This window comes from Streptomyces sp. NPDC091412 (genome assembly GCF_044756885.1).
Lineage (GTDB): Bacteria > Actinomycetota > Actinomycetes > Streptomycetales > Streptomycetaceae > Streptomyces.
In genome coordinates this window covers 23422-50226 of sequence record NZ_JBIVTV010000009.1, presented here as the reverse complement: position 1 = coordinate 50226, position 26805 = coordinate 23422, and the positions used below count along the sequence as shown (strand labels likewise).

Genomic DNA, 26805 nt, shown 5'->3' with positions numbered 1-26805 from the left:
CGGTCGTGTCCGGACCGCGTTGACGTACGGCCGTCGTGCCGTCCTCCCGCCGGCCCTGACCTTGTCCTCGTCGACCTTGTTCTCTCTTCATCCGGAGGTTTGCGCGTGAGTGCGCACACAGCGGTAACCGGGGGCCCGGACGGCTCCGCGACCATGGACCACAAGCACGTGCTGCGAGCCCTGAGCGGGCTGTTGACGGTGCTGTTCGCCGCGATGCTCAGTTCGACCGTGGTCTCGGTCGCACTGCCGCAGATCATCGGCTCGTTGAACGGGACGCAGTCGCAGTACACCTGGGTGGTCACCGCGACCCTTCTGGCCTCCACCGCCTCGACGCCGATCTGGGGCAAGCTGGCCGACCTGTTCAGCAAGAAGCTCCTGCTCCAGACATCGATCGCGATCTTCGTGGTGGGCTCCCTGGGCGCCGGCTTCTCACAGAACACCGCTCAGCTCATCGGCTTCCGCGCGGTGCAGGGCCTGGGCATGGGCGCACTGCAGGTCCTGGTGCAGGTCGTCATCGCCGCGATGGTCAGCCCCAGGGAGCGCGGCCGCTACAACGGCTACCTCGGCGCGGTCATGGCGGTGTCCACCGTCGGTGGCCCGCTGCTCGGCGGGGCGATCACCGATGTCTCCTGGCTGGGCTGGCGCTGGTGCTTCTTCATCGCGCTGCCGTTCACCGTCGTCGCCTCCTTCATCCTCAACCGCACCCTGCACCTTCAGGACGTCCGGCGTCCGGACACCAAGGTCGACTACTGGGGAGCCTCGCTCATCGCGGCCGGCGTCAGCCTCCTGCTGCTGTGGGTGACGTTCGTCGACAACTCGTTCGCCTGGCTGTCCTGGCAGACCGCCGCCATGGTGGCCGGCGCCGTCGCGCTGCTGGGCGCGGCCCTGTGGGTCGAGTCCCGGGTCGCCGAGCCGGTCATACCACTGCACATCATCAAGCGGCGTGACCCCGCCCTGGCCATCATCGCGAGCCTCGCGGTCGGCATGGCGATGTTCGGCGGGGCGGTCTTCCTCGGCCAGTACTTCCAGATCGGACGCGGCTACTCGCCCACCGAAGCCGGCCTGCTCACCATGCCGTTGATGGCCGGGGTGCTCGTCTCCTCCACGGTGGCCGGCCGGGTCGTCTCCAGCACCGGCAAGCCCAAGCCCGTCGTCCTGATCGGTGTCGTCGTCCTGACGCTCGGCTTCTTGGGCCTGTCCATGATCGACCACGAGACGTCTCTCGTCGCGGTGTCGGCCGGCATGGCCACGGTCGGCGTCGGCGTCGGTATGTCCATGCAGAACCTGGTCCTCGTCCTGCAGAACAGCGTCCCGCTCAAGGAACTCGGCGCGGCCAGCGGAGCCATCACCTTCTTCCGCTCCCTCGGCGGCACGATCGGTGTCTCGGTGCTCGGGGCGGTACTCGCCAACACCGTGACCACGAAGATCACCGAAGGCCTGACCAGGCTCGGCATCGCGACCGGCACGAGCGGAGGCGGAGGATCCACCCTGAACATCAAGGCGCTCCCGGCCCCGGTCCAGGAGGTCGTACGCACCGCCTACGGAGACGCCACCGGCCACATCTTCCTGATCTCCGCGATCATCGCCATGGTCGGCGTGGTCGCCGCGCTGTTCCTCACCCCCGTCACCTTGCGCGACAGCGTCGACCTGCCGGGCCGGACGACTGACGACTGAGACCGGATTGAGGCGATCCACCGCCCGGCCGCCAACCGCCGGCACTCAGAGGCTTCTCGCAGGACACCTGCCCGGTGGGCCTCCGTAGAGGCCCGGCCAGCGGGACGCGCCGGGCCCGACCACTGGGCCCCACCCTCCGATTTGGGTCCTGGGATGGGCCTCTGAGCCCTGTCCATGGGCCCGGGTGTCGTCGTTACGGTTCGGTCCCCGGCGGGTGTACGGCACGGCCCCCGGTGACCGGATCGAGCAAGCCACGACGAGGTGACGCGTGAACCGCAGCGACCGAATACGCCGAGGAGTACGCACGAGCACGGGGCAGACAGCAGTCGAGTACCTGGGAATGCTGGGGCTCGTCACCCTCGTGGTCGGCGCGATCGTCGGCACCGTCATCGGGGGCGATATCTCCAGTTCCGCACACCAGCAGATCTGCCGGGTCGTGGAGATGGCAGGCGGCAGCGACTGCACTGGCGACAACGATGTCACCGGCGGCGACGGGCAGTCCGATCCCGGCCAACCCGTCAGGCCCGCGGCCGCCCCTGGTGAAGGGACCGGCGAGCCCGGTGGCGAGTCCGGTGACAAGTCCGACGGCAGCAAGGGGAACGCGCTTCCCGATCTGTGCTTCGAGCCGCGGGAACGGGCATCGAAGTCGTCGGTCTCCGTTCCGGGTAACGGCCCCGTCAGCACGGCCGCCGCCTGGGGCTACTCCTGGCTGGTCAACTTCGTCATCGACAAGGTCAACAACGAGAAGAACAAGGAGAAGCGGGTCCAGGAGGCGCTTGCGGACCTCGCCTACTGTCTCCCCGACTACAACATCGTCATCGCCCAGCCGCATGAGGGCAATCTGCAGCAGATGGACGGTGCGGCGCTGATCGAGACCGTCAGCATCAGCGGCACGACGTACCGCGTCTATGCCTTCAGGACCGGCACGTTCACCTGGGCGGACGACGCCGACCTCGGATGGAAGAACCGCGGGTTCCACGGCGTGTTCGACGTCAGTGAGGACCGCCGCACCGTCACGTTCGAAGAGCCGCCCCGTCCCAGACGGAAGGAGGGCTGGCAGCCCGGTGACGAGGGTTGCGAGACCGAGGGGGAAGAACTGCCCGACCGGAGCCGGTACTACAACACGTACTCCCCGCTGGACAACGAGGCGTCGGCTCAGGCTGTCCGGATGCTCGTGAACGACATGCGCCGCTGCTTCCCCGACTACAACGTGGTCGCGATGCACTCGGAGCAGTCGTCGCACTGGGTCGAGCAGCCGGATTCGTTCGTCCATCACGGCAGGTACCGGCTGAACTCCAACGAGTACCACGCTGACGAGGAGGGGGATGACATCGACTCGGGCCGGGCCGTGTTCGACATCTACGTCTTCGACAAGGGCACGTTCAGTAACGACGGCGACGGCGGCTACACCAACTGGGCCTTCTACGGCGACTTCACCCGCGACGGCACGGAGGTGACCTTCGAGCAGCCGGAACCCGCCGACCTGGACGCCGATTCCGTCCCCACCGGAACGGGCGCGGTCAACTTCAACGACGGGACGCCGAAGTACACGGACGGCGGGCCGTACCCCGGTACCGACTACTCCGGCGATGTACCGGGCGACAGCGCCGAGTTGATCCATTCACTGATCGACGAGTACAGCCGCGGCTTTCCCGGCACGAACATCATCGCGGTGAAGTCGTTCAACGACCTCTCCTTCTCAGGGGTGTCCGGCCTCGAACACCTCGCGGTGGTGCACGGTGTCGATGTGTTCTCCATCGACCAGGGAACCATCTCCAACAACGGTGACGGAGGCTGGCAGAACTGGGGCTTCGCCGGCACCTTCGAACGCGCCGAGGGCTCGAAGGAGGTGACCTTCAGCAACCGCTGAGGGTCGAACGAACACCGCAACGAGGGTGGTGGTGGGCCCGCTTGGCGCTGTGCGACGAGCACGTGACGATCCTGCAGGGCGAGGCGGAGGTGTGGGTCCGGGGCGAGGTGACGAAGCTGGAGCGGTTCGACACCACCTACGCCCCCTCCCCGAGGCGGCCCCGCGCCACTGATGTGGATGTCGAGTTCGGCGGCAACTCGTTCCTCGCCTTGCGAGACGCCGGCCGCGGTGCCGGGGGTGATTCGTCATCTGTCGGAGTGCGGTTCTGTCGCGGGCAGTTCCACAGTGACGCGGATCCCGCCGGCGGAGCGCGGAGTGAGGGTCAGTGTTCCGTCATGTGCGTGGGTGATGGTTCTGACGATTGCCAGGCCGAGGCCGACGCCCGCGTGGTCGGTGTGTACGCGCTCGGTGCCGCGCTGGAACGGTTCGGCGAGTGTCGAGACCAGCTCTGGGGTGAGTTTCTCGCCGGTGTTTTCGACAGTGAGCACCACGGTCTTGGGGCGGACGCTGGTATCGACCCACACGGTGCCCTGCGCGGGCAGGTTGTGGACGATCGCGTTGTGCACGAGGTTCGTGGTCAGCTGCAGCAGGAGCGCTTGCGATCCGATCGTGGGGGTGATGTCGCCGCGGGTCTCGATGGTGACGTCACGCTTTTCCGCGAGGGGGAGGAGTGTTTCGGTGGCTTCTTCCGCCATGAGGGACAGGTCGACGTGTTCTCGGGTGAAGGACCGCTGGTCAGCGCGGCTGAGCAGGAGCAATGCCTCGGTAAGGCCGATCGCTCGGTTGTTGACGGCGTGCAGGCGGTCGATGACTTCGCCGACGTCGTGGTTCGGATCGGTGCGGGCCACGTCGAGAAGTGCCTTCGAGATCGCCAGCGGGGTGCGCAACTCGTGCGAGGCGTTGGCTGCGAATCTCCGCTGTTCGGCGACGTGTGCTTCGAGCCGTGCCAGCATCGTGTCGAAGGCGTCGGCGAGTTCGCGGAACTCGTCCCTGCGGCCCGGCAGTCGGATCCTGTGGGAGAGCGAACCGGTCGAGGCCAGGCGGGTGGCGCCCGTGATGCGAGCCAGCGGGCCGAGCATCCGGCCGGCGAGGATCCACCCTCCCACAAGGCCGAACACCGCCAGGAATGCCAGCACTGCGGCTGCCCTCGGAGCGAAGACGTGCAGGAGGTTGGACCGGACGGGAAAAACCGCGTGGGTGTCGGTGCCAGTGGAGCCGGGGACGATGAACGCACGATCGGGGACGTAGCGCAGGAGGAACATCCACACCGCAGCGAGCAGCAGGACGCTGGCAAGCATGAGGAATCCGGCATAACTGAGGGTGAGTTTGAGGCGAACGCTCAACCCGGGTGCTCTATCCACGCTCGCCTCCCTTGTGGCCTGTCTCCGGTTGCGTGTCGATGCGGTAGCCGACGCCCGGCACGGTGGCGATGATCCAGGGTTCTCCGAGACGCTTGCGCAGCGCCGAGACGGTGATGCGTACGGCGTTGGTGAACGGGTCGGCGTTCTCGTCCCACGCGCGTTCCAGGAGGTCCTCGGCGCTGACGACACCGCCCTCGGCGGCGACGAGGACTTCGAGCACGGCGAACTGCTTCCTGGTCAGCGCGACATAGCGGCCGCCCCGGTAGACCTCTCTGCGGAACGGGTCAAGGCGCAGACCCACGATCTCTCGCACGGGAGGCCTGCTGTGGGCGCGCCTGCGGTCGAGTGCTCTGAGCCTGAGCGCGAGCTCTTGGAGCTCGAACGGCTTGGTGAGGTAGTCGTCGGCGCCGAGTCCGAATCCGGTGGCCTTGTCGTCGAGACGGTCGGCCGCGGTCAGCATGAGGATCGGCATGCCGCTCCCGGAGGCGACGATGCTTTTGGCGATCTCGTCACCGGACGGTCCGGGGATGTCCCGGTCGAGGACGGCGATGTCGTAGGCGTTGACGCTCAGCAGTTCCAGAGCGGTGTCGCCGTCGCCCGCGATGTCTGCCGCGATCGCTTCCAGGCGCAGGCCGTCGCGGATGGCCTCTGCCAGGTAGGGCTCGTCCTCGACAATCAATACGCGCATGCGGTCGAGGCTACGGGCCGGCACATATCGTCGGCATATCGGAAATCTCATACGCGCCGGCAACACCGCGCCCCCTTCACTGGCGGTATGCGTCACACCCCACCATCAGCACGGACAAGGAGCCGCCGGGATACCGGCGCCGGCACCTGGCGCGGGGGCGTCCGCCGGGCGATCCGCATCGGCTCCCGGCCGGGTCCCTGGAAACGCGGCCCGGTGCTCGCGGCGGCGGCGCTGCTGCTCGGCCTGCTCATGCTGCTGCACGCGCAGATCACGGACCGCGGAGGCCTCGGCAGCCTGGTGGAGACCTTCCTGCCGTGGTTCGGCCTGTTCATCCCCGTACTGCTGATCGGGGCGCTGTGGCGTCGTTCCGCCTCCGCCATGGCCGCGCTGCTGCTGCCCGGTGTGGTGTGGCTCAACCTCTTCGGCGGGCTGCTCGGCGACAGGTCCCGCCCGGGCAGCGACCTCACCGTGGCCGAGCAGAACGTCAACGCCGACAACCCCGACCCGGCCGGCACCGCCCGCGGCCTGGCCGCCTCCGGTGCGGACGTGCTGGCCCTGGTGGAGCTGACACCGCAGGCCACGGGCACGTACGAGAAGGAGCTGGCGAAGGCGTACCCGTACCACACGGTGCAGGGCACGGTCGGGCTGTGGAGCAAGCTGCCGCTGTCGGACACCCGGCCGGTCGACATCGAGACGGACTACGGGCCGCTGGCGGACACCAAGCCGGTCGACGTCAAGCTGGCCCACAACCGGGCGCTGCGCACCACGGTGGCCACGGACCACGGGCCGCTGACGGTGTATGTGGCCCACCTGGGGTCCGTACGGCTGATGCCCAGGAATGGCTACTGGACGGTCTCACGGGACAGAGGCGCGCAGGCGCTCGGCAAGGCCGTCGCCGCCGATCCGAGTGAGCGGGTGGTGCTGCTCGGCGACCTGAACGGCACCATGGACGACCGGGCGTTCGCCGGCATCACCTCACAGATGCACTCGGCCCAGGACGCGGCCGGGAACGGCTTCGGCTTCACCTGGCCGGCAAGGTTCCCGGTGGTGCGGATCGACCAGATCCTGGTCAGAGGCGTGGAGCCGGAGAGCTCGTGGGTGCTGCCCGCCACCGGCGGCGACCACCTGCCGGTGGCGGCCGGAATCAGCTGGTGAACATCGCGTAAAGGCCGGCGCCCCACCTGTTGCGGATGGCATTCGTCCGCTCGCCGAGCGTCCCGACGACGAGCCAGGAGGTGAAGCCGGGGTCCCGTGATCCGGTGTCGTCACTCGATCCAACGGGCAGCGGCCTCATAGGTAGTGGTGGGGGTGCTGTTGAACGCGATGGCCGCATCGGGTGCGTGCCGCCGAACCAGGTTGACCACCTGCTCGAGGAGTTCGACTTGATCGTCCGAGTGCCGCAGGCCACCGCCGACGGTCACGCACTCCCACGGATGGGCGCGCAGCGCATTCCCGACGACCGCTTCCACGTCGTCACTTCCGTCAAGGCCGATGAGGCAGGTCTCGACGCCCACGCCATGCTCGGCGAACTTGGTCAGTCCCGCCTCGATCGCCTTGGCCACCGGCTCGGGATCCCACGGCCCGGGCAGCCGATACGGATCAAGCCCGATGACGAGGACGCGGGGTGAAGCAGTGGTGTCCATGTCTGGACGATACGGGTCGCACGCCCCGCGCATCAGGAGGTGATGCCCAAGTCGCCTGACACACCGCTCCCATTGCCGGGCTCGGTCTGAAGCACTGAGCCGATGGCCGAGGTGTTTCCGGACGAGGGATGACCGTCTCGCGCAAGGACGGTCATCGAGCTTCGGGGCTCCTGGTATGGAGCACCACCTTCCGGCCCGAGCCCCCGTGGCTCTGGTCCCCCTGCGGGCCGATCGCCCGGACCACGTCGACGGGCGCCCGGGGACGGCGACGTCGTGGCCGCCCCGCAACGCACCGCCGCTCCCTGGAACGCAGACACCCCCTGGCCTTCTGGAACGCAGACATCCTCCGGACTCCTGAACGCGGACACCCTCCGGACTCCGAACGCGGACACCCTCCGGATTTATTTCTCTCGCGAGCGAGATATGTTGGCAGAGGCCGGGCCGCTCGGTGCGTCAGCACCGCACGCCCGGAGATCTCGCACGCATGGAGGATTGCCGTGGCCCTGCCCGCTCTGTCACCGCCCGCTTCGTCGCCGCGGGCGACTCCTCCCGGACGACGCCGCCTACCGGGCCGAGCCGCCGTCATGTGGCTGACCACTACCGACCACAAGAGGATCGGCACGCTCTACCTGGTCACCTCGTTCGCGTTCTTCTGCTTCGGTGGCCTGATGGCACTGCTCATGCGTGCCGAGCTGGCCCGTCCCGGTCTGCAGCTCATCTCGAACGAGCAGTTCAACCAGGCCTTCACGATGCACGGCACCGTGATGCTGTTCATGTTCGCGACGCCGATCTTCTCCGGCTTCGCGAACTGGATCATGCCGCTCCAGATCGGCGCACCCGACGTCGCGTTCCCGCGACTGAACATGTTGGCCTACTGGCTGTACCTGCTCGGCTCGCTGATCGCCGTCGGCGGCTTCCTCACCCCGCAGGGCGCCGCCGACTTCGGCTGGACCGCCTACAGCCCGCTGTCCGACACGGTCCACTCACCGGGGATCGGCAACGACTTGTGGATCATGGGCCTGGCCATGCAGGGCTTCGGCACCATCCTCGGCTCGGTCAACTTCATCACCACGATCGTCTGCATGCGTGCCCCGGGCATGACGATGTTCCGCATGCCGATCTTCACCTGGAACGTGCTGCTCACCAGCGTGCTGGTCCTGCTGGCCTTCCCGGTGCTCGCCGCCGCGCTTCTCGCGCTCGAGTTCGACCGGAAGTTCGGGGCGCAGATCTTCGCCCCGTCCAACGGCGGGGCGCTGCTGTGGCAGCACCTCTTCTGGTTCTTCGGGCACCCGGAGGTGTACATCCTGACGCTGCCGTTCTTCGGCATCGTGTCCGAGGTGGTTCCCGTCTTCTCCCGCAAGCCGCTCTTCGGCTACATGGGGCTGGTCGGCGCGACCATCGCGATCGCGGGTCTGTCGGTGACGGTGTGGGCACACCACATGTATGTGACGGGTGGTGTGCTGCTGCCGTTCTTCTCCTTCATGACCTTCCTGATCGCGGTCCCGACCGGGGTGAAGTTCTTCAACTGGCTCGGCACCATGTGGAAGGGGTCCCTGAGCTTCGAGACGCCGATGCTCTGGTCCATGGGCTTCATGGTCACCTTCCTGTTCGGTGGCCTGACCGGCGTGATCCTGGCCTCACCGCCACTGGACTTCCATGTCACGGACTCGTACTTCGTGGTGGCGCACTTCCACTACGTGGTCTTCGGCACCGTGGTGTTCGCGATGTTCGCCGGCTTCCACTTCTGGTGGCCGAAGTTCACCGGCAGGATGCTCGACGAGCGCCTGGGCAAGATCACCTTCTGGACGCTGTTCATCGGCTTCCACGGCACCTTCCTGGTCCAGCACTGGCTGGGCGTCGAGGGCATGCCGCGCCGGTACTCCGACTACCTGGCGGCCGACGGCTTCACCGCCCTGAACACGGTCTCCACGATCTCCTCGTTCCTGCTCGGCCTGTCGATCCTGCCGTTCTTCCACAACGTCTGGAGGACGGCCAGGTACGGCGAGAAGGTCACCGTCAACGACCCATGGGGCTGGGGCCGTTCGCTGGAGTGGGCGACGTCCTGTCCCCCGCCCCGCCACAACTTCGCAAAGCTGCCGCGCATACGAAGCGAGTCACCCGCCTTCGACCTCTCCCATCCCGAGATCGCCGTCAGTGGCGCCGTCGAAGAGGAGCGGACGACCGCCGGCGGCCGCCGCTGAGCAGACCGGTCCACCCGTTCACACGTTCAGGAGCCGTCCATGGACGCACGTCATGAAGCCGCCCTCGGCATGCACCAGATCGAGGGCTACCTCTACCGCGAGGCCAACCGCCGGGAGGCGCACCGCACAGCGCGGGACTTCGCCTGGGAGCTGCCCGGACTCACCACCGACCAGCGCCTCGTGATCGAGGAAGCGTACGCCCGCGAGCAGGTGGAGAACGCCCGCGAGGTCACCCGCCGGATCGCGGAGCGCATACAGCAGCTCGAGACTCAGTACGAGGCCCGACACCGCCGCTTCACACGGGAGACGGCCGTCGCTCTGGCCGTGGTGACCATGGGGCTGATCGGGCTCTGCGTCGCGGTGATCCTCGGAACGGCGGCGGGATCGGCCTGACGCCACTCGGCCGTTCGCTCAGCAGGCGTCCTCCTCCAGGGACACCAGGAGCTTGCGCAGGGCGTCCGCCATCCCCGCGCGCTCCTCCGGTTCCAGCACGGAGAGCACATCCCGTTCCAGGGCGAAGTGCCGTTCCACCAGGCGGTCGAAACTCACCCGGCCCTCCTCCGTCAGACTGACCAGAGTGCTTCTGCCGTCGACAGGGGAGGGTCCGCGCTCGATCCAGCCCTCCCGCTCCAGCCTGTTGAGCCTGCCCGTCAGGCCGGCGGAGGAGACGATCAGCGCTTGGCGCAGCTGCCCGGGCGTCAGCGCGTAGGGAGGGCCACCGCGGCGCAGCGCCTGCAGCAGGTCGAAGTCCCCGACATTGGCGACGGGCATGCCGCCCGGGCGGCGCAGTTGCGTCACGAACCGCTCTTCCAGCAGCCGAGCCGCACGCAGCAGGCGGGCGACCACCTGGCTGGACGACACGTCCAGTTCCGGCCACTCGCTCCGCCACTCGGCCAGCATCGCGTCCACGCTGTCGCCCGCGCCATCGGCTTCGATCTCGTCGTCCCTGCCCATCTCGGGGCCAGCTTATCGGTCGTGGTCGTCACCGCTGAGGGACGCCGACACCCGCGTGGTAGTGGTGCCGAACGGCCCTGGCGCCGCCTCCGGGACTGAGGGAAGGTGGGAGGAGGAAGCCTCCCCGGGAGGTGGGCACAGTGTGGTACTGGCATGGCGGTGGCTGGGCCTGGATGGCCTTGATGCCCCTGGTGTGGATCGTGCTGCTGGGCCTCTTGGTGGGGCTCGTGGTCCGCCTCACGCGGCCCCCCACGGATCGCGGCAGTGGGCAAGGCCCGGGGCAGCCACCACCAGAGACACCCGAGGAGATCCTCGACCGCCGCTTCGCCTCCGGTGAAATCGACGCCGACACCTACACCGAGGCGCGCGAACGCCTCGCCGCCCACAGGCCGAAGCCTCAGTGACCGCGGCCCGGCCGTTCGCCGGGCCCTGCACCGGCCGATAGGCGGTGGGAGGCGGTGGCCGCTGATCGCGAGTTCGCATCGCCGATCCGGCTTCCGGCGGTGATGTCGCAGGTTCTGCAGGTCAAACCCTGCAATGGGGCCGGTCGGCCCTGGTGCACCGGCGGTCCCGGCGGTGTGCTGGTAGCGGCGGGAAGGACGGTTGGAGACGCGGAGGAGCGGTCGGCAGCCGGGCACCGCGCGATCCGGATCCGCGAGAAGCGGGGTGCCCTTCCCGTCTCCTGCTGTCCTCGATCCGCCTGACAAGGACGTGCGCCGGGCCGGGATCAACAGCTCAGGAAGGGAGCCGGTGCGATGACCTCCGCCACCACCATGATCACGGCTCTTGAGCCCGTACACCGCGAACGGCTGATGCGCCTCGCTCGTGAGGTCTCCTTCGACGCCGGCACCCGCCTGTTCGAGGAGGGCCGCCCCGCCGATCGCCTGTGGATCGTGCGGAGCGGCACCGTCGCCCTCGACCTGCACGTGCCCGGCCGCCGCCCCGCCGTCATCGAGACGCTGGGACACGGCGAACTGGTCGGCTGGTCCTGGCACTTTCCGCCGTACACCTGGCACCTGGGTGCCGAGGCGATGAGCCCGGTGCGGGCCTGGGAGTTCGACGCCGAGGCGGTGCGCACGACATGCGCGCAGGACGCCGAGTTCGGCCGAGCCATTGCGGTGTGGGTGGGACGTGTGGTCGCGCAGCGGCTGCATGCCTCGCGCATTCGGCTGCTCGACCTCTACGCGCCCTTCGGCAGCGGGGGCCTTGCGTGACCACACAGGTGCTTGGCCCTGCCGAGGAATTCGAGGAGGAGAGATGCACGGCAGCCCGCACCAGGTTGGTGACGTGATGACGCGCGCCGTCGTAGCGGTGGGCCGCAAGGCTCTGTTCAAGGACATCGTCGAGCGTATGGATCAGTGGAAGGTCAGTGCCCTTCCGGTACTGGAGGGGGACGGCCGGGTGATCGGGGTGGTCTCCGAGGCCGACCTGCTGCCCAAGGAGGAATTCCGGGACAGCGACCCCGACCGGTTCACCCAACTGCGCAGGCTGACCGACCTCGCCAAGGCTGGGGCGGTCTTGGCCGAGGAGCTGATGAGCACGCCGGCCGTCACCGTCCACACGGATGCCACGCTCGCCGAGGCGGCACGCATCATGGCCCTGCGACATGTCAAACGGCTGCCCGTGGTGAACACCGGGGGTGTGCTCGAAGGCGTGGTCAGCCGTGGCGATCTGCTGAAGGTGTTCCTGCGCCCGGACAACGAACTCGCCGACGAGATCCGCCGTGACGTCGTCGACGTCCTCTTCCCGGCCCCGGTCGAGCCCGTGCACATCATGGTGACCGACGGCGTCGCGACCCTGACCGGACGCGTCGGGGAGTCCGCTCGGATTCCGCTGGCCACGCGCATGGTCCAAGGTGTCGAAGGGGTCGTGGGCGTGGACTGCCGTCTCACCGCCGCCGACGCCGAATGACCGCGAACCGCTGTGCTGCGGCAACCGCCACAGGTCGTGGTCGAGTTCGGCTGATGGCGATTTCCGCAGGACCGTTGTGCAGCGCGTGGTCGCCTCTCGCCTCGACCAGTACGAATCCGACCCGCACAGTGCACACCACGCGAAGGACCACGCTCCCCGTGGTCCGATGACGGCTACCGAGGTCAGGTGGTGGTGAGCAGGTTCTTCACCTCGACGACGTCGGAGATCTCCTCGACCTGGGCCACCAGCCGGGCCATCGTCGCCGAGGGCAGCCGCCCGGTCAGCTCCACGATGCCGTCGTGCACGGTCACGTCCACGGTCTCCCGGTCCGCCGGGGGACAGCAGGCTTCGAGCCTGGCCCGCACCTCCGTCTGGATGCCGGCATCGTCTCTGATCAGTGCCTGCAGCAGCGCGTCACGGCGCACGACGCCCACCAGACGGCCCTTGTGATCGGTGACGGGCATTCGCTTCAGCCTGGCCAGCGCGGCGAGCCAGGCAGCCTCGGCAACCGTCGCGCCGGGCAGGACCGTGATCGCGGGGCTTGTCATCAGGTCGGCGGCCGTCTCACCACGCGCCTTGCCGTGCATGCGGCGTTCACGCAGCCTGCCGACGCGTCCGGGCCGGTGACCGGAGGCATCGAAGGCGACCTTCGCCAGCAGATCGGACTCCGAGACAACGCCGACCACATGGTCCTCGGCGTCCACGACCGGGAGCGCGCCCGCATGCTCGCGTGCCAGCAAGCGGGCGATGTCGCGATACGGCATGTCTTCGCGGAGGGAGGCGGCGGGCACGTCCATCACGTTCCGCACCACAGGCTCCCCGGGTTCGGGGAGTGCAGGCCGCGGCGCAGGCGTGGCGGCCGGCGGTGCCTGCTCCTCCGTGCCGGGCGGGCCGACCGCGGTGCCCGCGTGCTGTGCGGCGGCCGTGGCCACGACACCCAGGTAGCGGAGCAGCCTCTCCTGCCGTGTCATTTCCTCGGGGCTCCAGGGGCGGGCGGGCATGTCCCGCCGGGCCTCGGCCTCTGCGCGGTGGTTCTCGTGCGCGTTCACGGCGGCCTCCTGACTCCGTCGAACTGCCCACCGTCCCAGTGTTTCGCTCCCCATGCCCGTGCCAAGAGCCGATCGGCCCTGATGGAACAGCGTGACGGCCCTATGCGGTGCAGGGCGGACGAGGAACGGTGAAACTGAAGGAGCAGCCGATCGGCAGGAGGCCGCCGATGAGCCTGCGGGACTTCCTGGAGCGGTTCCGTCCGGCGGGTACGCCGGGAGCGTCCGCCACGGGCGTGCCCGCCGATCGGGCGGCGGAGCGCACCGCGGAACTGGAGCCTGCCCTCGCCCGACTGGCGGATGTTCAACAGCGGGCGGCACGGATCCGGGCCGCCGCCCAGGAGGCGGCCGAGGCCCTTCGGCGGGGTGCCTCGCACGAAGCCGAACGTCTTGTGGCGGCCGCGCGGGAACAAGCCCCGGAGGTTCGCCGACAGGCCGCTGAACCGCTTCTCCGGGAGGCGCGGCAGGAAGCCGAGGCCCTGCGCGCCGCCGGTGACCGCGCGGCCTCGGCGATCCACGCGCGGGCGGTGGAGCGCATGCCGTACCTGGTGGACCTCGCGGTGGCCGATGCCCTGCGTCCGGCAGGCGGGGCGCGAGGAGAGCCATGAGTGCCGGTTGGGTCGCTGGAGCGGTGCGGGCGAAAGCCCTCGTCGGCCGGTATCCGGGTGCCGTTGGGGCGCGGGAGATCGCCCGTGGCCCGACGCTCGACGACGCCCTGCGGCGCCTGGCCACGACGCCGTACGCTCGCTACGCGCGGACAGCGGCGGGCTTGCCGCAGGCACAGCGGGCGGTGGCCGCCACCGTGCTGTGGCATCTACGGGTTCTGGCCGGATGGCTGCCGCCGGGTGGTGCTCGCCTGCTCGTTCCGCTCGCCGCCGGGTTCGAGATCGCCAACGTGGTCGCCCGGCTGCCCGCACCGGAGGGCCGCCGCGCGGAGGCGCCTGAGCCGTACCGGCTCGGGGCGCTGGAGACCGCCTGGCGAAGTCTGGAGCGGGCCGGGACGCCCGCGGAACTGCGCGCGGCCCTCACCGCCTCACCCTGGGGTGACCCGGGCGGCGATACGCCGTGGGCCCTGCTCACGGGCATGCGGATGGCCGCCGCTCGGCGCACCGCCGTCGCCGTACCGTCCGCACGCCGCTGGGCCCAGGGACGCGCGCTCCTGCTCGCGGCGCGTGAACTCTTCGTACACCACCGCTCTCTTCCGGAGCCCGTGCGGCGCGATGCGGCACGGCTGCTCGGGACCCGGGCGCCGGCCGCCGCTTCATACCAGGAGTTCCGTGAGCACCTGCCCCCGGCGGCCGGTTGGGTCCTGGCGGAAGTCGACGAGCCGGGCGAGCTGTGGCGGGCCGAGGCCCGCTGGTGGCGGACGGTGCAGTCCGACGGGGCGGCGATGCTGCGCGAGGGCCGGTACGGGCCCAGGGTGGTCGTCGGTGCGGTCGCCGTGCTGACCGTGGACGCCTGGCGGGTGCGGGCGGCGCTGGAATCCGCGGCTCGCAGTGGACGGCCCGGGGAGGCGTTCGATGCCCTGGCCTGAGGCGGTGACGCCGGTCCGGATGCGCCGTGTGGCGGTGGTCGTGCCGCAAGTGGCTTTGCGGGACACACTCGTGCGCATCGCCGAAGCCGGCTGCGTGGAACTGGACCGCGCCGAGGAGGCTGCCCCGGGAGCGGCGGCCGTGCGCCTGCAGCGGTTGCGCGGACGGGGCACGACCGCCGGACCCGAGAGCACCGCTCCGGCTGTTCTTGCCGCCGCCACGCCCGATCTCGATCTGCTCGAACAGCGGGGCTGTGTCGCTCTGCTGGCGGGCGAGGCCCAGTTGGAGGAGCGTGCGGAAGGCGCCGTACGGCGTGGGGAGGTCGCCGCGCTGGCCGGGTGGTGCCCGGCCACCGAGGTTCCCCGCGTCGCGGGGCGGCTGGCCGCGGCGGGCGGTGCGCTGCTGCCGCTGCCCTCCCCGTACGGAACCGATCCCCCGACACTGCTGCGGCCGGGCCGGACCGCCTCCTTCACGCCGCTGGTGACGACGTACGGCACGCCCGCCTACGCGGACCTCGACCCCTCGTGGCCGGCGGGCCTCGCCTACGTCGCGATGTTCGGGATCATGTTCGGTGACGTGGGGCACGGGGCGCTGCTGCTGCTCGGCGCGTTCGCCTTGCGCCTCGGGTGGCCCCGGCGGTGGGCCCGGCTGGGCAGGTTGTGGCCCTTCCTGGCGGGCGCGGGAGTCGCCTCCATGCTCGCGGGGGCCGCCTACGGCGAGTTCTTCGGGCCCACCGGGCTGCTGCCGGTGCTGTGGCTGAGCCCGCTGGAGGATCCCACTCGTCTGCTGGCCGCCGCCGTGGCCCTCGGGGCCGGTCTGCTGGCGCTCGCGCACGTCGCCGGCGCGGTGAACCGCGTGCGTGAGGGCGGCTGGGGCACAGGACTGTACGCGGCGTCCGGTTGTGCCGGACTGCTGTTCTATCTGGGTCTCGCTCTGGCCGCGGCGGGCCTGCTGCTGCACCTGCGGGCCCCGGCCGTCGCCGGGGGTGCCCTTGCCGTGGCCGGGCTGGCGCTGGTGGCGTCGGGCTTGTTCCGGGCCACGGCGGGCGGCGGCGCGGGACTCGCCGAGACGGTGGTGCGGTTGTTCGACGTCGTCGTGCGCACCGGCACCAACACCCTGTCGTTCGCCCGGCTCGCGGCGTTCGGCCTCACCCATGCCGCGCTCGCAGGCCTGGTGTGGCGCGGCACCACGGCCCTGGCAGGGCGCGGCGCCGCCGGAGTCGCGGGCGCCGCACTGCTGTTCGTCGTGGGCACGGCCGTGTCCTTCGGTCTGGAGGCCCTGGTGGCCGGTGTGCAGGCCCTGCGGCTGGAGTTCTACGAACTCTTCTCCCGGCTCTTCGAGACGGAAGGCCGACCGTTCCGTCCCTGGCACGTTTCCCCGGCGGAACCTGCCGACCCCGCTACGAAGGTGATCCCATGCTCACCTGGCTGATCGTCCTGCCGGTCCTGGTCGCGGTGCTCGGCGCCGTCCGGCTGCTGCGGCGGCGCCGGACCAAACACGCCTTCCGCTGGCTGCTCGCCACGAACCTCGCCCTGCTGGGCGGCGCCTTCGCCGTCCTCGCCACGGCGCTGGCGGGCCCCGCGCAGGCCTCGACGCAGGCCGCCGCGCACGGCGGAGTCAACGGATCCGCCTTGATCGGGGCGGCCATCGCGGTGGCCGGCGCGTCGATAGGAGCCGCGATCGCCGTCGCCTACACGGGAGCCGCGGCGCTGGCCGCGCTGAGCGAACGACCGGAGATGTTCGGCCGGGCGATGGTCATCGTCGGCCTGGCCGAGGGCATCGCCGTGTACGGGCTGGTGGTCGCGATCCTGCTGATCGGAAAGGCCTGACGATGGGCACCGTGGCCGCCATCGGCGCACGAACCAACGTGTGCGGGCTGGCCCTGGCCGGGGTCGACGTCCTCGTCGCGGAGGAACCGGACGCCGTCCGCGAGGCTTGGCGGACGCTGCCCGACACGGTCGGCCTGGTGATTCTCACGCCCGAGGCCGCCGAGGTGCTGGGGGACGCGGCGACGGCACCCCAACCGGCCCGGCCCTTGACGGTGGTGATGCCCTCATGACCGCGCCGGTGGATGCGCTGGACCCCGTGCGCGCCGAGTTGCTGCGCGCGGCACGCGCCTCGGCCGACGCGGTACTGGACCGTGCACGGGCCGTCGCGGCTGAAACCCTGCGCGCGGCTCGCGCTACGGCTGAGGCGGTGCTCACGCGGGCCCGGGAACTCGGCGAGGCGGACGGTGCCGCCGAGGCGGCCCGGGAACGGGTTCGTGCGGCGCAGGACGCCTGGGCGGTGGAACTCGCGGCCCGCGCCGATGTCTATGCGGTGCTCAGGGCCGCGGTTCGCGCGGGTGTGCGGCGGGCGCTGGCTGAGGACGCGGTTTCGCGGTCGCGCCTGGCGGAGGTGGCACGGGCCCTGCTGGGAGCGGAGGCGCGGTTCGTGGCCGCCGCGGAGGGCGGGGTGACGGCCGAAGTGCCTGGCCGCCGGGTTGATCTGTCGGCGGACGCCCTCGCCGACCGCGCCCTGGAGAGGCTGGGTCTCCAGGCCGAGACGCTTTGGGGGCCACCGTGACCGCCGTCGGGAACCAGGCGTCGGACTCACCCGGCGTCGGCCCGCTTGCGCGGGCCGCGAGCAGTGCTCCGGCAACCGGCCGGACCGACCGCCCTCGGATTCTCCGCGTCGCCGGTCCCCTCGTGGAGATCACCTGCCCTCCTGCGGTCGCCATGCACGATCTGGTCGCACTGGGCGACGCCCGGCTGCCGGGCGAGGTCGTCGCCATCCACGGCGACACGGCCACCGTCCAGGCCTACGAGTACACCGGCGGGCTGGCCCCCGGCCATCCCGCGGAACCCCAGGGGCGACCGCTGTCGGTGCGGTTGGCCCCTGATCTGCTCGGCGGTGTGTTCGACGGTCTGCTGCGCCCTCTGACCGGCGCCGGCGACCTTCTCACCACGAACGGGCCGACGACTGCTGAACCGGGCCTCGGGGATCGGTCGTTCACGCCACGGGTGTCGGAGGGGACGCGGGTCGCGGCCGGTGACGTCCTCGGGGAGATCGGCGCGAGCGTGCCACTACGGCTTCTGGTGCCTCCGGACCTGTCGGGCGAGGTGACTCGGATCTCGTCGGCGGGCGAGCACTCCTCGGACGCCGTGCTCGCCGTGGTGGGCGGGAACGAGGTGCGGATGGCGCAGTCGTGGCCGGTGCGCAGGCCGCGACCGGTCGCGCGACGACTGACGGCGGACGTGCCCCTGAACACCGGGCAGCGCGCCGTCGACCTGCTCTTCCCTGTGGCGCGGGGCAGCACGGTCGCCGTTCCCGGTGGCTTCGGCACCGGCAAGACCATGCTGCTCCAGCAGATCGCCAAGTGGTGCGACGCGGATGTGATCGTCTACGTCGGCTGCGGCGAGCGCGGCAACGAGATGGCGGACGTCATGGAGGAGCTGACGGAGCTGACTGATCCGCGGACCGGGGGCCGTCTGGCGGAGCGGACCGTGACGATCGCGAACACCTCCAACATGCCGATGATGGCCCGCGAGGCGAGTGTGCACACGGGGGCGACGGTTTCGGAGTACTTCCGCGACATGGGCCTCGATGTCGTCCTGATCGCCGACTCGACGTCCCGCTGGGCGGAAGCACTGCGCGAGTTCGCCTCCCGCATGGGTGAACTCCCCGCCGAGGAGGGTTATCCGGCAGGGCTCGCCTCCCAGCTGGCCGCGTTCTACGAGCGGGCGGCGGCCGTACGCACGCTCGGCGGCGCGAACGGGTCCGTCACGGTGATCGGTGCCGTGTCCCCACCGGGCGGCGACCGCACCGAGCCCGTCACCGCGCACACCGAGCGGTTCGTGCGGTGTCTGTGGAGCCTGGACCGCGATCTCGCCTACGCACGGCACTATCCGGCCGTTTCCTGGTCGGAGTCCTTCTCCCGGGACGCCGCCGGGCTGGCCGCCGCGCACGCGCGGGCCGACGACCCCGAGTGGGCCGAGCGGCGGGGGCGGGTGGCACGGCAGCTGGTGGAGGCGGACCGGCTGGCCGACCTCGTCGAACTGGTCGGCATCACCGCCCTGCCGCCCCTGGAGCGGATCAGTGTGCTCGCCGGACGGCTGCTGCGCGAGGCAGCGGTCCAGCAGAACGCGCTGTCCCCGGCGGACGCCTACAGCACCCCCGAGAAGACCGCGGCCCTGGTGGAGGCGGTGCTGACGGTGATCGACCGCTGTGCGGAGCTGGTGGACTCCGGTACCCCCGTGGACGCCGTCGAGGCGGTCGACTTCACCCCGCTGCTGCGGGCGCGCGAGACGGCCGGCCCGGCGGAGACCGCTCCGGTGACCGCGGCGCGGGACACCGTGATGGCCCGGCTGAAGGAGGCGGCATGACCGGTCCCCCGGTCATCGAGTACACGGGCGTGCGGGAACTGCGCGGCCCGCTGGTGGTCGTCGAAGGGGTCGGCGGCGTCGGCTGGGACGAGTTCGCCACGATCGTCCTCGACTCTGGTGAACAACGGCACGGGCTGGTCCTGGAGGTGGACCGCGACCTCGCGGTGGTGCAGGTCCTGGAGGACACCGCCGGTATGAGCCGCACCGGCACCCGGGTCGCCTTCTCGGGCTCGCCGTTGCGGATCCCGGTGGGGACCGGATGGCTGGGACGGGTGTGCAACGGCCGGGGCGAACCGGCCGACGGCGGGCCGCCGGTGTTCGGCGGGTCGTATGCGGCAGTCGGCGGCGCGCCGATCAATCCGGTACGCCGGGAACCGCCGAACGAACCGGTACTCACCGGCGTGGGCGCGGTGGACGTGCTGACCACGCTGGTGCGCGGCCAGAAACTGCCGGTGTTCTCGGCTGCGGGGCTGCCGCACTTGGAACTGGCGGTGCAGATCGCGGCTCAGGCGACCTGTGGCGGTGAGCCGTTCGCCGCCGTGTTCGCCGGCATGGGGCTCACCCACGCCGACACGGCGTTCGTCCGCGAAGGGCTGGCCGCGCGTTCCGCCGCACGGCAACTGGTCCTGTTCCTCAACACAGCCGACGACCCGGTGATCGAACGGCTGCTCACCCCGCGACTCGCCCTGACCGTCGCCGAACACCTCGCGTTCACGGAGGGCCGCCACGTCCTGGTGGTGATGACGGACATGACGGCCTACTCCGAGGCGCTGCGCGAGGTGTCCGCCGCACGCGGTGAGATACCGGCCCGGCGGGCCTACCCCGGCTACCTCTACAGCGACCTCGCCTCCCTCTACGAACGCTGCGGCCGAATCAAGGACCGACCGGGATCGGTCACCATCCTGCCCGTGCTCACCATGCCGGCGGGCGACATCACCCACCCTGTCCCCGATCTCACCGGCTACATCACGGAAGGGCAGATCGTGCTGTCCGCCGATGTCCAGGCCGTCGGCACCTATCCGCCCGTGGATCCGCTGGCCTCGCTGTCACGTCTGATGCGCAAGGGAACCGGAGCCGGACGGACTCGCGCGGACCATCCGGCCGTCGCCGCACAGTTGATCGCCGCGCTGGCCCGGTCCCGGCAGGTGGCGGAGCTCGCCGACCTGATCGGACGGTCGGCGCTCAGCCCGGCCGATCTGCGCCTCCTGGACCTCGAAGACGCCTTCCGGAACCGGTTCCTCGCCCAGGGCACCGCCGAGGCCCGGTCGTTGGACGATTCCCTCGACCGGGCCTGGGAGGTGCTGCTGACCCTGCCGCGCAGCCAGCTCGGCATGCTCCCGGCCGACCTGCTCGACAGCCGCACTCCGCCGCAGGACGAGGAGGCGCCATGAGCCCGCACAGGCGCCGGGTTCCGGCGGGACGAGCTGGGCGCCTGCGGCTGCGGCGCAGTCTCGCCACCGCCGTGCGCGGAGCGGACCTGCTGGAACGCAAACTCCGGCTCCTGCTCGACCGGGAGCACACCGCGCGACGGGCAGCTGAGGACGCGGGCCGGATGTGGCGGGAGAGGCTGGCCGACGCGGAAACCTGGCTGCTGCGCGGGGTACTGCTCGGCGGCGAACACGCGCTGGTCGTGGCGGCGCCCGCGGACCGGGCGCGCGTCGACGTCACATGGGCCACGCTGATGGGCGTCAGCCACCCGGCGGGAGTGGACTGGACGGACCCCATACGCTCCCCGGCGGAACCGACAGCCCCCAACACGGCCCTCGCGCACGCCGAGACGGCCTGTCGTGCCGCGGTCCGCGCCGCGGCGAACCTTGCCGCCCACCAGGCAGCCGCCGAACTCCTGGCCGCGGAAGCCCAACGGACGCGGCAGCGGGTCCGGGCCCTGCGCCGGCACTGGATCCCTCGGCTGCAGGCCGAACTGGCAGCGGTGGAACTGGCGCTGGAGGAGGCCGAACACGAAGAAGCGGTACGACGCCGCTGGGCCTCCACCCGCACGGACCGATGAAACCCCGCGCACGACGCGCCGACGGCGGGCCCGGGTGGACCCGCCATGCATCGTCGGCCGGTGTCACTTGCCGTGCCGGATCTCCACGTGCTTCGCCTCCGCCTTCTCGGTGCCCAGGCCCACGCTGACGGTCAGCATGCCGTCGGCGTAGTCGGCCTTGACGTCGTCCTCGTCCGCGCCGGGCGGCAGCGACACGCTGCGGCTCATCGCGCCGTACCGGATCTCGCTGTGATTCCTCGTGATGTCCTTCTCGGTGCGTTCCGCCTGAACCGTCAGCACGCCGTCGCTGATGAAGACGTCGATGTCCTCGGGCGACATGCCCGGAAGCTCCGCCCGCATCACGTAGCGGCCCTCCTCCGTGTAGTCCTCGATCCGGACCGTGTACAGGTCACCCATCGTGGGCATCGCGAACCGTGCCGGAAGGTTCTCGAACCAGTCAGGGATCTCCGGAAACGCGAACCCCTGCCTGCGTGTCAGTGTGCTCATCGCCGTACCTCCTGAGCTGTTGCCCCTTCCTGTGGACACCTCCAGTTCAGCGCGCGGAACTCCGTGGCGCTGAGGCCGAACAGCCCATGCAGGGGGGTCTGAGGTCCCTTTCGTCCACCGCGGTCGCGGTCAGACTGAAACCAGGGCACCACGACACCGGCGGCGATCACCATGTCCGACGTCACCACCACCGACCTCTACGAAGTGACCATGGCCATGTCCTATCTCCGGGAGGACATGTGTGCCCCGGCCACCTTCAGCCTCTTCGTCCGCGACCTTCCGCCCGGTCGGGGCTTCCTGGTCGCCGCGGGCCTGGAGTCCGCGTTGGACTTCCTGGCCCGCTACCGCACGGAGCAGGAGGACGTCGAAGCGTTCGCGGACGCCCTGCGCCGCCCTGTCCAGGACCTCGAACCGCTCCTCGGCCTCTCCTTCGAGGGCGACGTGCGCGCGATGCCGGAGGGCCATGTGGTCTTCGCCGGTGAGCCGTTGCTGGAGGTGACCGCCCCACTGCCGCAGGCACAGCTCGTCGAGACGTACCTGCTGAACCAGCTCTGCCACCAGACGGTGGTGGCGTCCAAGGCGGCGCGCTGTGTACTGGCCGCGGCCGGCAGGCCGGTCATCGACTTCTCGCTGCGCCGCACTCACGGCCCATGGGCCGGGCTGCAGGCCGCCCGGCTGGGCGCCCTGGTGGGCTTCGCCGGCACAAGCGATGTCGCCGCTGCCGCCTCCTTGGGCATCCCGGCCTCGGGCACCATGGCCCACTCCTACATCGAGGCCTTTCCCGGCGAGGACGAGGCGTTCCGCGCCTTCGCGCACTGCCACCCCGGTCCGGTCACCTTCCTCGTCGACACCTACGACACCGAGCAGGGCGTGCGCGTCGCCGCCCGGGTTCTCACCGATCTCCGGCGCGGCCCCGGCTGCGCGATCCGCCTGGACAGCGGCGACCTCGACGCACTCTCGCGGCGGGCACGCGCCCTTTTGGACGCCGCCGGGCTGGCCGACGTACGGATCGTGGCCAGCGGCGGACTCGACGAGTACGGAGTGGACCGGCTCGTACGCGCCGGTGCCCCGATCGATGTGTACGCGGTGGGCACGCGTGTGGGCGTGGCGGCGGACGCCCCGTACCTGGACGCTGCGTACAAGCTCGTCGAGTACGACGGCCACCCGGTGATGAAGCTGTCCTCGGCGAAAGTCACGGCCCCGGGCCGCAAGCAGGTCTTCCGCCGCGCCGGACGGCCCGACGTCATCGCCCTGGCGCTGGAAGAACCGCCGGACTCCGCACAGCCGCTGCTGCGCACGGTCATGCGGGGTGGGCGTCGGACGTGGTCGCCGGACCGCTGGCAGGACGCGCGCAGGCGATTCCGCGAGGACATCGCCGTTCTGCCCGGATCGGCACGCCGGATCAAGGACCCCGAGCCGGTCCCACCGGTCCGGTCCCAGGCCCTTGAAGAGCTGACCGCCTCGGTGCGAGCCGATATCGAAGCCCGCCTGGGCGCGGGGCGTCGCGCCGCGCCCCCGGACACGGCGATGCCCCACCCCTCCGCGCGCGGTGACAGGCACGTACGGCGGAGGGCCGACAGGCGCGTCGCGGGGACCAATGGCCCCTGGCAGGTCGCACCTCCCAGGGCCTTCCATGGAATTGGCGGCACCTCTCCGCGCCACCGCAGGGAGGAGGCGAGGGCGATGTCCGCTCCCGCACCAGCGAAGAACAACGACCGGTCCGTACGGAGTACCGGCTCCGAAGCCGGCGGCACCTGGATGCGCGCCCGCGTCGGCGACGAGATCGTCGTACGCGGAACCGCAGCCGGGGTCATCGCCCGAGACGGCGAGATCGTCGGTCTCCGCCATCCGGACGGCGGCCCGCCCTACGACGTGCGCTGGGCCGACAGCGGACGGGTGACCCTGTACTTCCCCGGCCCTGACGCGTCCATCAGGCATGTGGTGACCGGAGGCGACCATGTCCCGGCCCGGTGACCGCCGCCCGATCGTGGTGGGCGTCGCTCCTGATCCGGCCCACCGGATGGCAGTGGCCTGGGCCGCCGACGAGGCCGCCCGCCGACGGCTGCCGTTGCGCCCGGTCCACGTCGAGGGCGTGCCGACCAGGGGCTACCGGAAGCCGGACGTCCCGCCGTCGTGGGAGGAATGGAACGAGGCGCTGCACAAGGCCGGGAAGCAGGTGCTCGAGGAGGTCACGGACTTCGTCGTGGCCCGGCACCCGCAGCTCGAGGTGGACGCCCTGCTCGCGGAGGGCGACCCGGTGTGGGTGCTGTGCGAGCAGAGCCGCGACGCCACCGCCGTCGTGCTGGGATCACAGCACCTGAGCCGGAGGCAGGAGGCGTTCGGCTCCGCGTCGGTCGCCCTCCCGGTGATGGCCCATACGCACTGTCCCCTGGTGGTCGTCCCCGAGCCGGAACACATCACCCAGGACCCCGCGTACTACGTCGTCGGCGTCGACGGCAGCGAACACTCCGCTGCCGCGGTCGATATGGCGTTCGAGGAGGCGGCCTTGCGCGGCGCTGAGCTGCGAGCCGTTTTCGTCTGGGAGCCGGGGCCGCTCAGGCTCTTCGACACGGACGAGCCGCAGCAGGAGTGCCGTCGGCTGCTCTCCGAGATCGTGGCGGGCCGCCACGCCCGCTTCCCCGAGGTGGACCTGCGCCACGAAGTGGTCGTCGGGCATCCCGTCCAGGTGCTCACGGATGCCTCGGCGCATGCACTGGGCCTGGTGGTGGGGACCCGAGGCCGGGGAGGATTCACCGGCATGCTGCTGGGCTCGGTCAGCCAAGGCGTGCTGCACCACGCCGGCTGCCCTGTCATCGCCGTCCCGACACACGGGTGAACGGCCGGGTCGTCACGAAGGGAAACCACCGTGACCGCAGAACCTCCCGACGTGAACACCGTCGAGGCACTCGTCGCGGACGCCGCCGCGGCGCCCTCGCTGCACAACGCGCAGCCCTGGGCCTTCCGCTATCTGCGGGACACCGGCGTCCTGCGTCTGTACGCCGACCCGGAGCGCGCACTCCCGCGAACAGACCCCGTGAATCGCGGCCTGCGCATGGGGTGCGGCGCCGCGCTCCTCAACCTGCGTGTGGCCGCCGCCGCGGCGGGGCTGGCGCCGGTCGTCCGGTTGCTGCCCGACCCGGCCCACCAGGACTTCCTCGCCGAGGTGGATCTGTGCGGCACCGGACCACCCGACGGGGCGCTCGCCCGCCTGGGCCCTGCGATCGGCCGCCGTCACTCCAGCCGTCTTCCTTTCCGTGACGAAGCGCTCCCGGCCGCCGTGCGGGAGAGGCTGTGCGAAGCGGCCCGCGCCGAGGGGGCCGAGCTGTCGTTCCCCGGTGCCTGGCATGTGCAGGCGATCCTGGAGTTGGTGCGGGATGCCGAGGGCAGGGAAGCACTCACCCCGGAAGTACGCGGGGAGACGGAGCGCTGGACGCACACGGAGCTGTCCGGTACCGCGGGGGCGGCCGACGGCATTCCCGGTGAGGCGTTCGGTCCTCGCCAACGCGGTACCTCGGCCCCGGTGCGTGACTTCGCCGCCGGCCGTCCGATGCCCGGGCGAAGCTGGGCGGCCTTCGAGAAGAACCCGAACATCGCCCTGCTGGGTACGGCCCACGATGAGCCTGTGGACTGGCTCCGCGCCGGTCAGGCACTGGAGCGAGTCCTGCTCCGGGCCACCACGGACGGGCTGGTCGCCTCGGTCACCTCCCAGCCCCTGGAGTGGCCGGAGATCCGGTGGGCCGTCCGCGATCCTGTCTCGGCCATGGCCCACGTCCAGATGGTGATCCGGCTCGGCTACGGCCCCGAAGGCCACGCGAGCCCACGGCGGCCGGTGGCCGACCTGCTCGACGTCCTCTGACGGACCGATCGGAGCGTGCGGTCGCATGAAGGTTTCCGAGGTGATGACTGCTCCGGCGGTGTGCGTACCGCCGCACGTCTCCCTGGTCGAGGTGTCCCGACGGATGGCCGAGTGCGCCGTCGGCTCTGTCCTCGTGGTCGAGGACGGAGCGCTGCGCGGCATAGTCACCGACCGCGACCTGGCCGTACGGGGCATGGGCGGCGGCCTGGGCACGGAGGCCCGCGTGGAGGCGGTCATGTCACCACGCGTCGCCACGATCGAAGCCGCCGACGACCTCCAGTTGGCCTACCGTTCCTTCCGTCGCACGGGGGTCCGCCGGCTTCCGGTGCTGGATGCGGGTCGGGTGGTCGGCGTGCTGACCATCGACGACCTGTTTCTCGAGGTCTTCCGGCGGCTCGGCGACCTGCTGGGTCCGGTCGCCTGGAGCGTCCTGCAGGAGCCGCCCGGGCCTCCCTCGGAAGCTGCGTCCCCGCAATGATCAAAGGCCGTGGATCCGGCGGCCGCTGATCTCCGCCGGAACGACGCGGATCCAAAGGTTGCGGACACCGCCGGCCCACGGCTCGCTGACGGACTGCTCAGCGAGGCGTTGGACGGCTTCAGGATCGGTGACGTGTTCGGCGGTGCCGGCGAGCAGGACGCTCCAGCCGACGCTCCGGCTCTCGTCGACGTGATCGACCTGGAAGGAGACCTCGCCGCCGGGTTCGGCCACCGCGGCGCCTCGGGGATCCGTGCGGTAAACGACCGTCATGCCGTCAACAATGTAGTTGACCGGGAAGACGCCGGGCCCCGGATGAGCGGGCAACGCGATACGCCCGATCCCGTGGGTGCCGAGCCGCTCCCAGCATTCCTTGGTCGTGAGTTTCATGAGCACAGGGTGCTGTGCCGCTCCGCCCTGGCCTGCGGGCGCGTCGCTTCGGCCTTCGAGCAACTCCTGGTGGGTCATACCGAGCGCGGCGGCGACCCGCAGGAAGCCACCGCGGTCGAAATCGGCCCCGGACGCGATCAGGTGCCGGAAGTAGCGCGGCGACATGCCTGCCTGACCCGCCAACTCCTCCTCCGTGAGACCGAGCTGCGCAAGTCGCACCTCAATGCGACGCATGAGATCATGGTCAGCCCGACCTGCGGTGTCCTCATTCACGATCTCCTCCCCGAACCGATGGGGCAGTGATCCTCGTGGTCATTGACCCGGGTCTGGATGGTCCGCTCCGACG

At 70.7% G+C, this 26805-nt stretch carries 28 protein-coding genes and 1 pseudogene; 22 read left to right on the top strand and 7 right to left on the bottom strand.

Annotated elements, in window-relative coordinates:
* Window positions 1-105: 105 nt before the first annotated feature.
* Both ACIQMV_RS22265 and ACIQMV_RS22260 read left to right on the top strand, forming a co-directional pair.
* Window positions 106-1674, top strand: coding sequence for an MDR family MFS transporter (locus ACIQMV_RS22265; protein WP_402594924.1), 1569 nt, complete (start codon window positions 106-108; stop codon window positions 1672-1674).
* Between the two features lie 268 nt (window positions 1675-1942).
* Window positions 1943-3544 carry a hypothetical protein gene (locus ACIQMV_RS22260; RefSeq protein ID WP_402594923.1) on the top strand — a complete coding sequence of 534 codons (1602 nt, stop codon included), beginning with the start codon at window positions 1943-1945 and terminating at the stop codon, window positions 3542-3544.
* A gap of 245 nt (window positions 3545-3789) precedes the next feature.
* Here the strand turns inward: ACIQMV_RS22260 and ACIQMV_RS22255 are convergent, their stop codons facing one another.
* Window positions 3790-4905, bottom strand: coding sequence for a sensor histidine kinase (locus tag ACIQMV_RS22255; RefSeq protein ID WP_402594922.1), 1116 nt, complete (start codon window positions 4903-4905; stop codon window positions 3790-3792).
* Window positions 4898-5593: a response regulator transcription factor gene (locus ACIQMV_RS22250; protein WP_141355664.1), complete on the bottom strand. Its 696-nt coding sequence runs from the start codon at window positions 5591-5593 to the stop codon at window positions 4898-4900. The genes ACIQMV_RS22255 and ACIQMV_RS22250 overlap by 8 nt, the downstream gene beginning before the upstream one ends.
* Window positions 5594-5680: 87 nt before the next feature.
* On the opposite strand from ACIQMV_RS22250, the gene ACIQMV_RS22245 reads away from it, so the two are divergent.
* Window positions 5681-6748, top strand: a complete 1068-nt coding sequence (locus tag ACIQMV_RS22245; RefSeq protein WP_402594920.1) for an endonuclease/exonuclease/phosphatase family protein — start codon at window positions 5681-5683, stop codon at window positions 6746-6748.
* A 110-nt stretch (window positions 6749-6858) separates the two neighbouring features.
* On the opposite strand, the gene ACIQMV_RS22240 is transcribed toward ACIQMV_RS22245, so the two are convergent.
* On the bottom strand, window positions 6859-7236 hold the full coding sequence (locus tag ACIQMV_RS22240; protein WP_402594918.1) for a hypothetical protein: 378 nt from the start codon (window positions 7234-7236) through the stop codon (window positions 6859-6861).
* Window positions 7237-7733: 497 nt separating this feature from the next.
* Between ACIQMV_RS22240 and ctaD the strand changes: the two genes are divergently transcribed.
* Complete coding sequence (ctaD, locus tag ACIQMV_RS22235) at window positions 7734-9437, top strand: cytochrome c oxidase subunit I (protein ID WP_402594916.1); 1704 nt, start codon at window positions 7734-7736, stop codon at window positions 9435-9437.
* Window positions 9438-9476: 39 nt separating this feature from the next.
* Complete coding sequence (locus ACIQMV_RS22230; protein WP_402594914.1) at window positions 9477-9830, top strand: hypothetical protein; 354 nt, start codon at window positions 9477-9479, stop codon at window positions 9828-9830.
* 18 nt (window positions 9831-9848) lie between these two features.
* On the opposite strand, the gene ACIQMV_RS22225 is transcribed toward ACIQMV_RS22230, so the two are convergent.
* On the bottom strand, window positions 9849-10391 hold the full coding sequence (locus tag ACIQMV_RS22225) for a MarR family winged helix-turn-helix transcriptional regulator (RefSeq protein WP_402594912.1): 543 nt from the start codon (window positions 10389-10391) through the stop codon (window positions 9849-9851).
* Window positions 10392-10531: 140 nt separating this feature from the next.
* Here ACIQMV_RS22225 and ACIQMV_RS22220 point away from each other — a divergent pair, with 140 nt between their 5' ends.
* The 3 genes from ACIQMV_RS22220 (at window position 10532) to ACIQMV_RS22210 (ending at window position 12302) form a co-directional block, all read left to right on the top strand.
* Window positions 10532-10795: an SHOCT domain-containing protein gene (locus ACIQMV_RS22220; protein WP_402594910.1), complete on the top strand. Its 264-nt coding sequence runs from the start codon at window positions 10532-10534 to the stop codon at window positions 10793-10795.
* Between the two features lie 351 nt (window positions 10796-11146).
* Window positions 11147-11605 (top strand): cyclic nucleotide-binding domain-containing protein, encoded by a 459-nt coding sequence (locus ACIQMV_RS22215; protein WP_141355680.1) that lies wholly within the window; start codon window positions 11147-11149, stop codon window positions 11603-11605.
* 43 nt (window positions 11606-11648) lie between these two features.
* Window positions 11649-12302 carry a CBS domain-containing protein gene (locus ACIQMV_RS22210; RefSeq protein ID WP_402594909.1) on the top strand — a complete coding sequence of 218 codons (654 nt, stop codon included), beginning with the start codon at window positions 11649-11651 and terminating at the stop codon, window positions 12300-12302.
* A 182-nt stretch (window positions 12303-12484) separates the two neighbouring features.
* On the opposite strand, the gene ACIQMV_RS22205 is transcribed toward ACIQMV_RS22210, so the two are convergent.
* Window positions 12485-13351, bottom strand: coding sequence for a CBS domain-containing protein (locus tag ACIQMV_RS22205; RefSeq protein ID WP_402594907.1), 867 nt, complete (start codon window positions 13349-13351; stop codon window positions 12485-12487).
* Window positions 13352-13518: 167 nt separating this feature from the next.
* Here ACIQMV_RS22205 and ACIQMV_RS22200 point away from each other — a divergent pair, with 167 nt between their 5' ends.
* Genes ACIQMV_RS22200 through ACIQMV_RS22160 form a run of 9 tightly spaced genes read left to right on the top strand, consistent with a single transcriptional unit; the run spans window position 13519 to window position 21252 of the window.
* On the top strand, window positions 13519-13956 hold the full coding sequence (locus ACIQMV_RS22200) for a hypothetical protein (protein ID WP_402594905.1): 438 nt from the start codon (window positions 13519-13521) through the stop codon (window positions 13954-13956).
* Entirely contained in the window at window positions 13953-14882 is a 930-nt protein-coding gene (locus tag ACIQMV_RS22195; protein WP_402594904.1) for a hypothetical protein, read from the top strand. The genes ACIQMV_RS22200 and ACIQMV_RS22195 overlap by 4 nt, the downstream gene beginning before the upstream one ends.
* On the top strand, window positions 14869-16311 hold the full coding sequence (locus ACIQMV_RS22190) for a V-type ATPase 116kDa subunit family protein (RefSeq protein WP_402594902.1): 1443 nt from the start codon (window positions 14869-14871) through the stop codon (window positions 16309-16311). The genes ACIQMV_RS22195 and ACIQMV_RS22190 overlap by 14 nt, the downstream gene beginning before the upstream one ends.
* Entirely contained in the window at window positions 16296-16709 is a 414-nt protein-coding gene (locus tag ACIQMV_RS22185; RefSeq protein ID WP_141355687.1) for an ATP synthase subunit C, read from the top strand. Before ACIQMV_RS22190 ends, ACIQMV_RS22185 begins: the two co-directional genes overlap by 16 nt.
* Before the next feature lie 2 nt (window positions 16710-16711).
* Window positions 16712-16939: a V-type ATP synthase subunit F gene (locus tag ACIQMV_RS22180; RefSeq protein WP_390727712.1), complete on the top strand. Its 228-nt coding sequence runs from the start codon at window positions 16712-16714 to the stop codon at window positions 16937-16939.
* On the top strand, window positions 16936-17445 hold the full coding sequence (locus tag ACIQMV_RS22175; RefSeq protein ID WP_402594900.1) for a hypothetical protein: 510 nt from the start codon (window positions 16936-16938) through the stop codon (window positions 17443-17445). Before ACIQMV_RS22180 ends, ACIQMV_RS22175 begins: the two co-directional genes overlap by 4 nt.
* Complete coding sequence (locus ACIQMV_RS22170) at window positions 17442-19244, top strand: V-type ATP synthase subunit A (RefSeq protein WP_402594898.1); 1803 nt, start codon at window positions 17442-17444, stop codon at window positions 19242-19244. Before ACIQMV_RS22175 ends, ACIQMV_RS22170 begins: the two co-directional genes overlap by 4 nt.
* Complete coding sequence (locus ACIQMV_RS22165) at window positions 19241-20635, top strand: V-type ATP synthase subunit B (RefSeq protein WP_402594897.1); 1395 nt, start codon at window positions 19241-19243, stop codon at window positions 20633-20635. The genes ACIQMV_RS22170 and ACIQMV_RS22165 overlap by 4 nt, the downstream gene beginning before the upstream one ends.
* Entirely contained in the window at window positions 20632-21252 is a 621-nt protein-coding gene (locus tag ACIQMV_RS22160; RefSeq protein ID WP_402594895.1) for a V-type ATP synthase subunit D, read from the top strand. The genes ACIQMV_RS22165 and ACIQMV_RS22160 overlap by 4 nt, the downstream gene beginning before the upstream one ends.
* A 63-nt stretch (window positions 21253-21315) precedes the next feature.
* On the opposite strand, the gene ACIQMV_RS22155 is transcribed toward ACIQMV_RS22160, so the two are convergent.
* The gene (locus ACIQMV_RS22155) at window positions 21316-21738 is read right to left on the bottom strand and encodes an Hsp20/alpha crystallin family protein (protein ID WP_141355697.1); all 423 of its coding nucleotides are present in this window, start codon (window positions 21736-21738) and stop codon (window positions 21316-21318) included.
* A gap of 171 nt (window positions 21739-21909) precedes the next feature.
* Between ACIQMV_RS22155 and ACIQMV_RS22150 the strand changes: the two are divergent.
* The 5 genes and pseudogenes from ACIQMV_RS22150 to ACIQMV_RS22130 all read left to right on the top strand — a co-directional run.
* Window positions 21910-23262, top strand: a pseudogene (locus ACIQMV_RS22150) (nicotinate phosphoribosyltransferase); the annotation flags it as partial.
* A gap of 3 nt (window positions 23263-23265) precedes the next feature.
* Entirely contained in the window at window positions 23266-23712 is a 447-nt protein-coding gene (locus ACIQMV_RS22145; protein WP_402595198.1) for a DUF1918 domain-containing protein, read from the top strand.
* Window positions 23696-24574: a universal stress protein gene (locus tag ACIQMV_RS22140; protein WP_401778440.1), complete on the top strand. Its 879-nt coding sequence runs from the start codon at window positions 23696-23698 to the stop codon at window positions 24572-24574. The genes ACIQMV_RS22145 and ACIQMV_RS22140 overlap by 17 nt, the downstream gene beginning before the upstream one ends.
* 30 nt (window positions 24575-24604) lie before the next feature.
* Window positions 24605-25594, top strand: a complete 990-nt coding sequence (locus ACIQMV_RS22135; protein WP_402594892.1) for an Acg family FMN-binding oxidoreductase — start codon at window positions 24605-24607, stop codon at window positions 25592-25594.
* A gap of 25 nt (window positions 25595-25619) precedes the next feature.
* Entirely contained in the window at window positions 25620-26072 is a 453-nt protein-coding gene (locus ACIQMV_RS22130) for a CBS domain-containing protein (RefSeq protein ID WP_401778436.1), read from the top strand.
* On the opposite strand, the gene ACIQMV_RS22125 is transcribed toward ACIQMV_RS22130, so the two are convergent.
* Window positions 26073-26732, bottom strand: a complete 660-nt coding sequence (locus tag ACIQMV_RS22125; RefSeq protein ID WP_402594889.1) for a pyridoxamine 5'-phosphate oxidase family protein — start codon at window positions 26730-26732, stop codon at window positions 26073-26075.
* Window positions 26733-26805 lie beyond the last annotated feature (73 nt).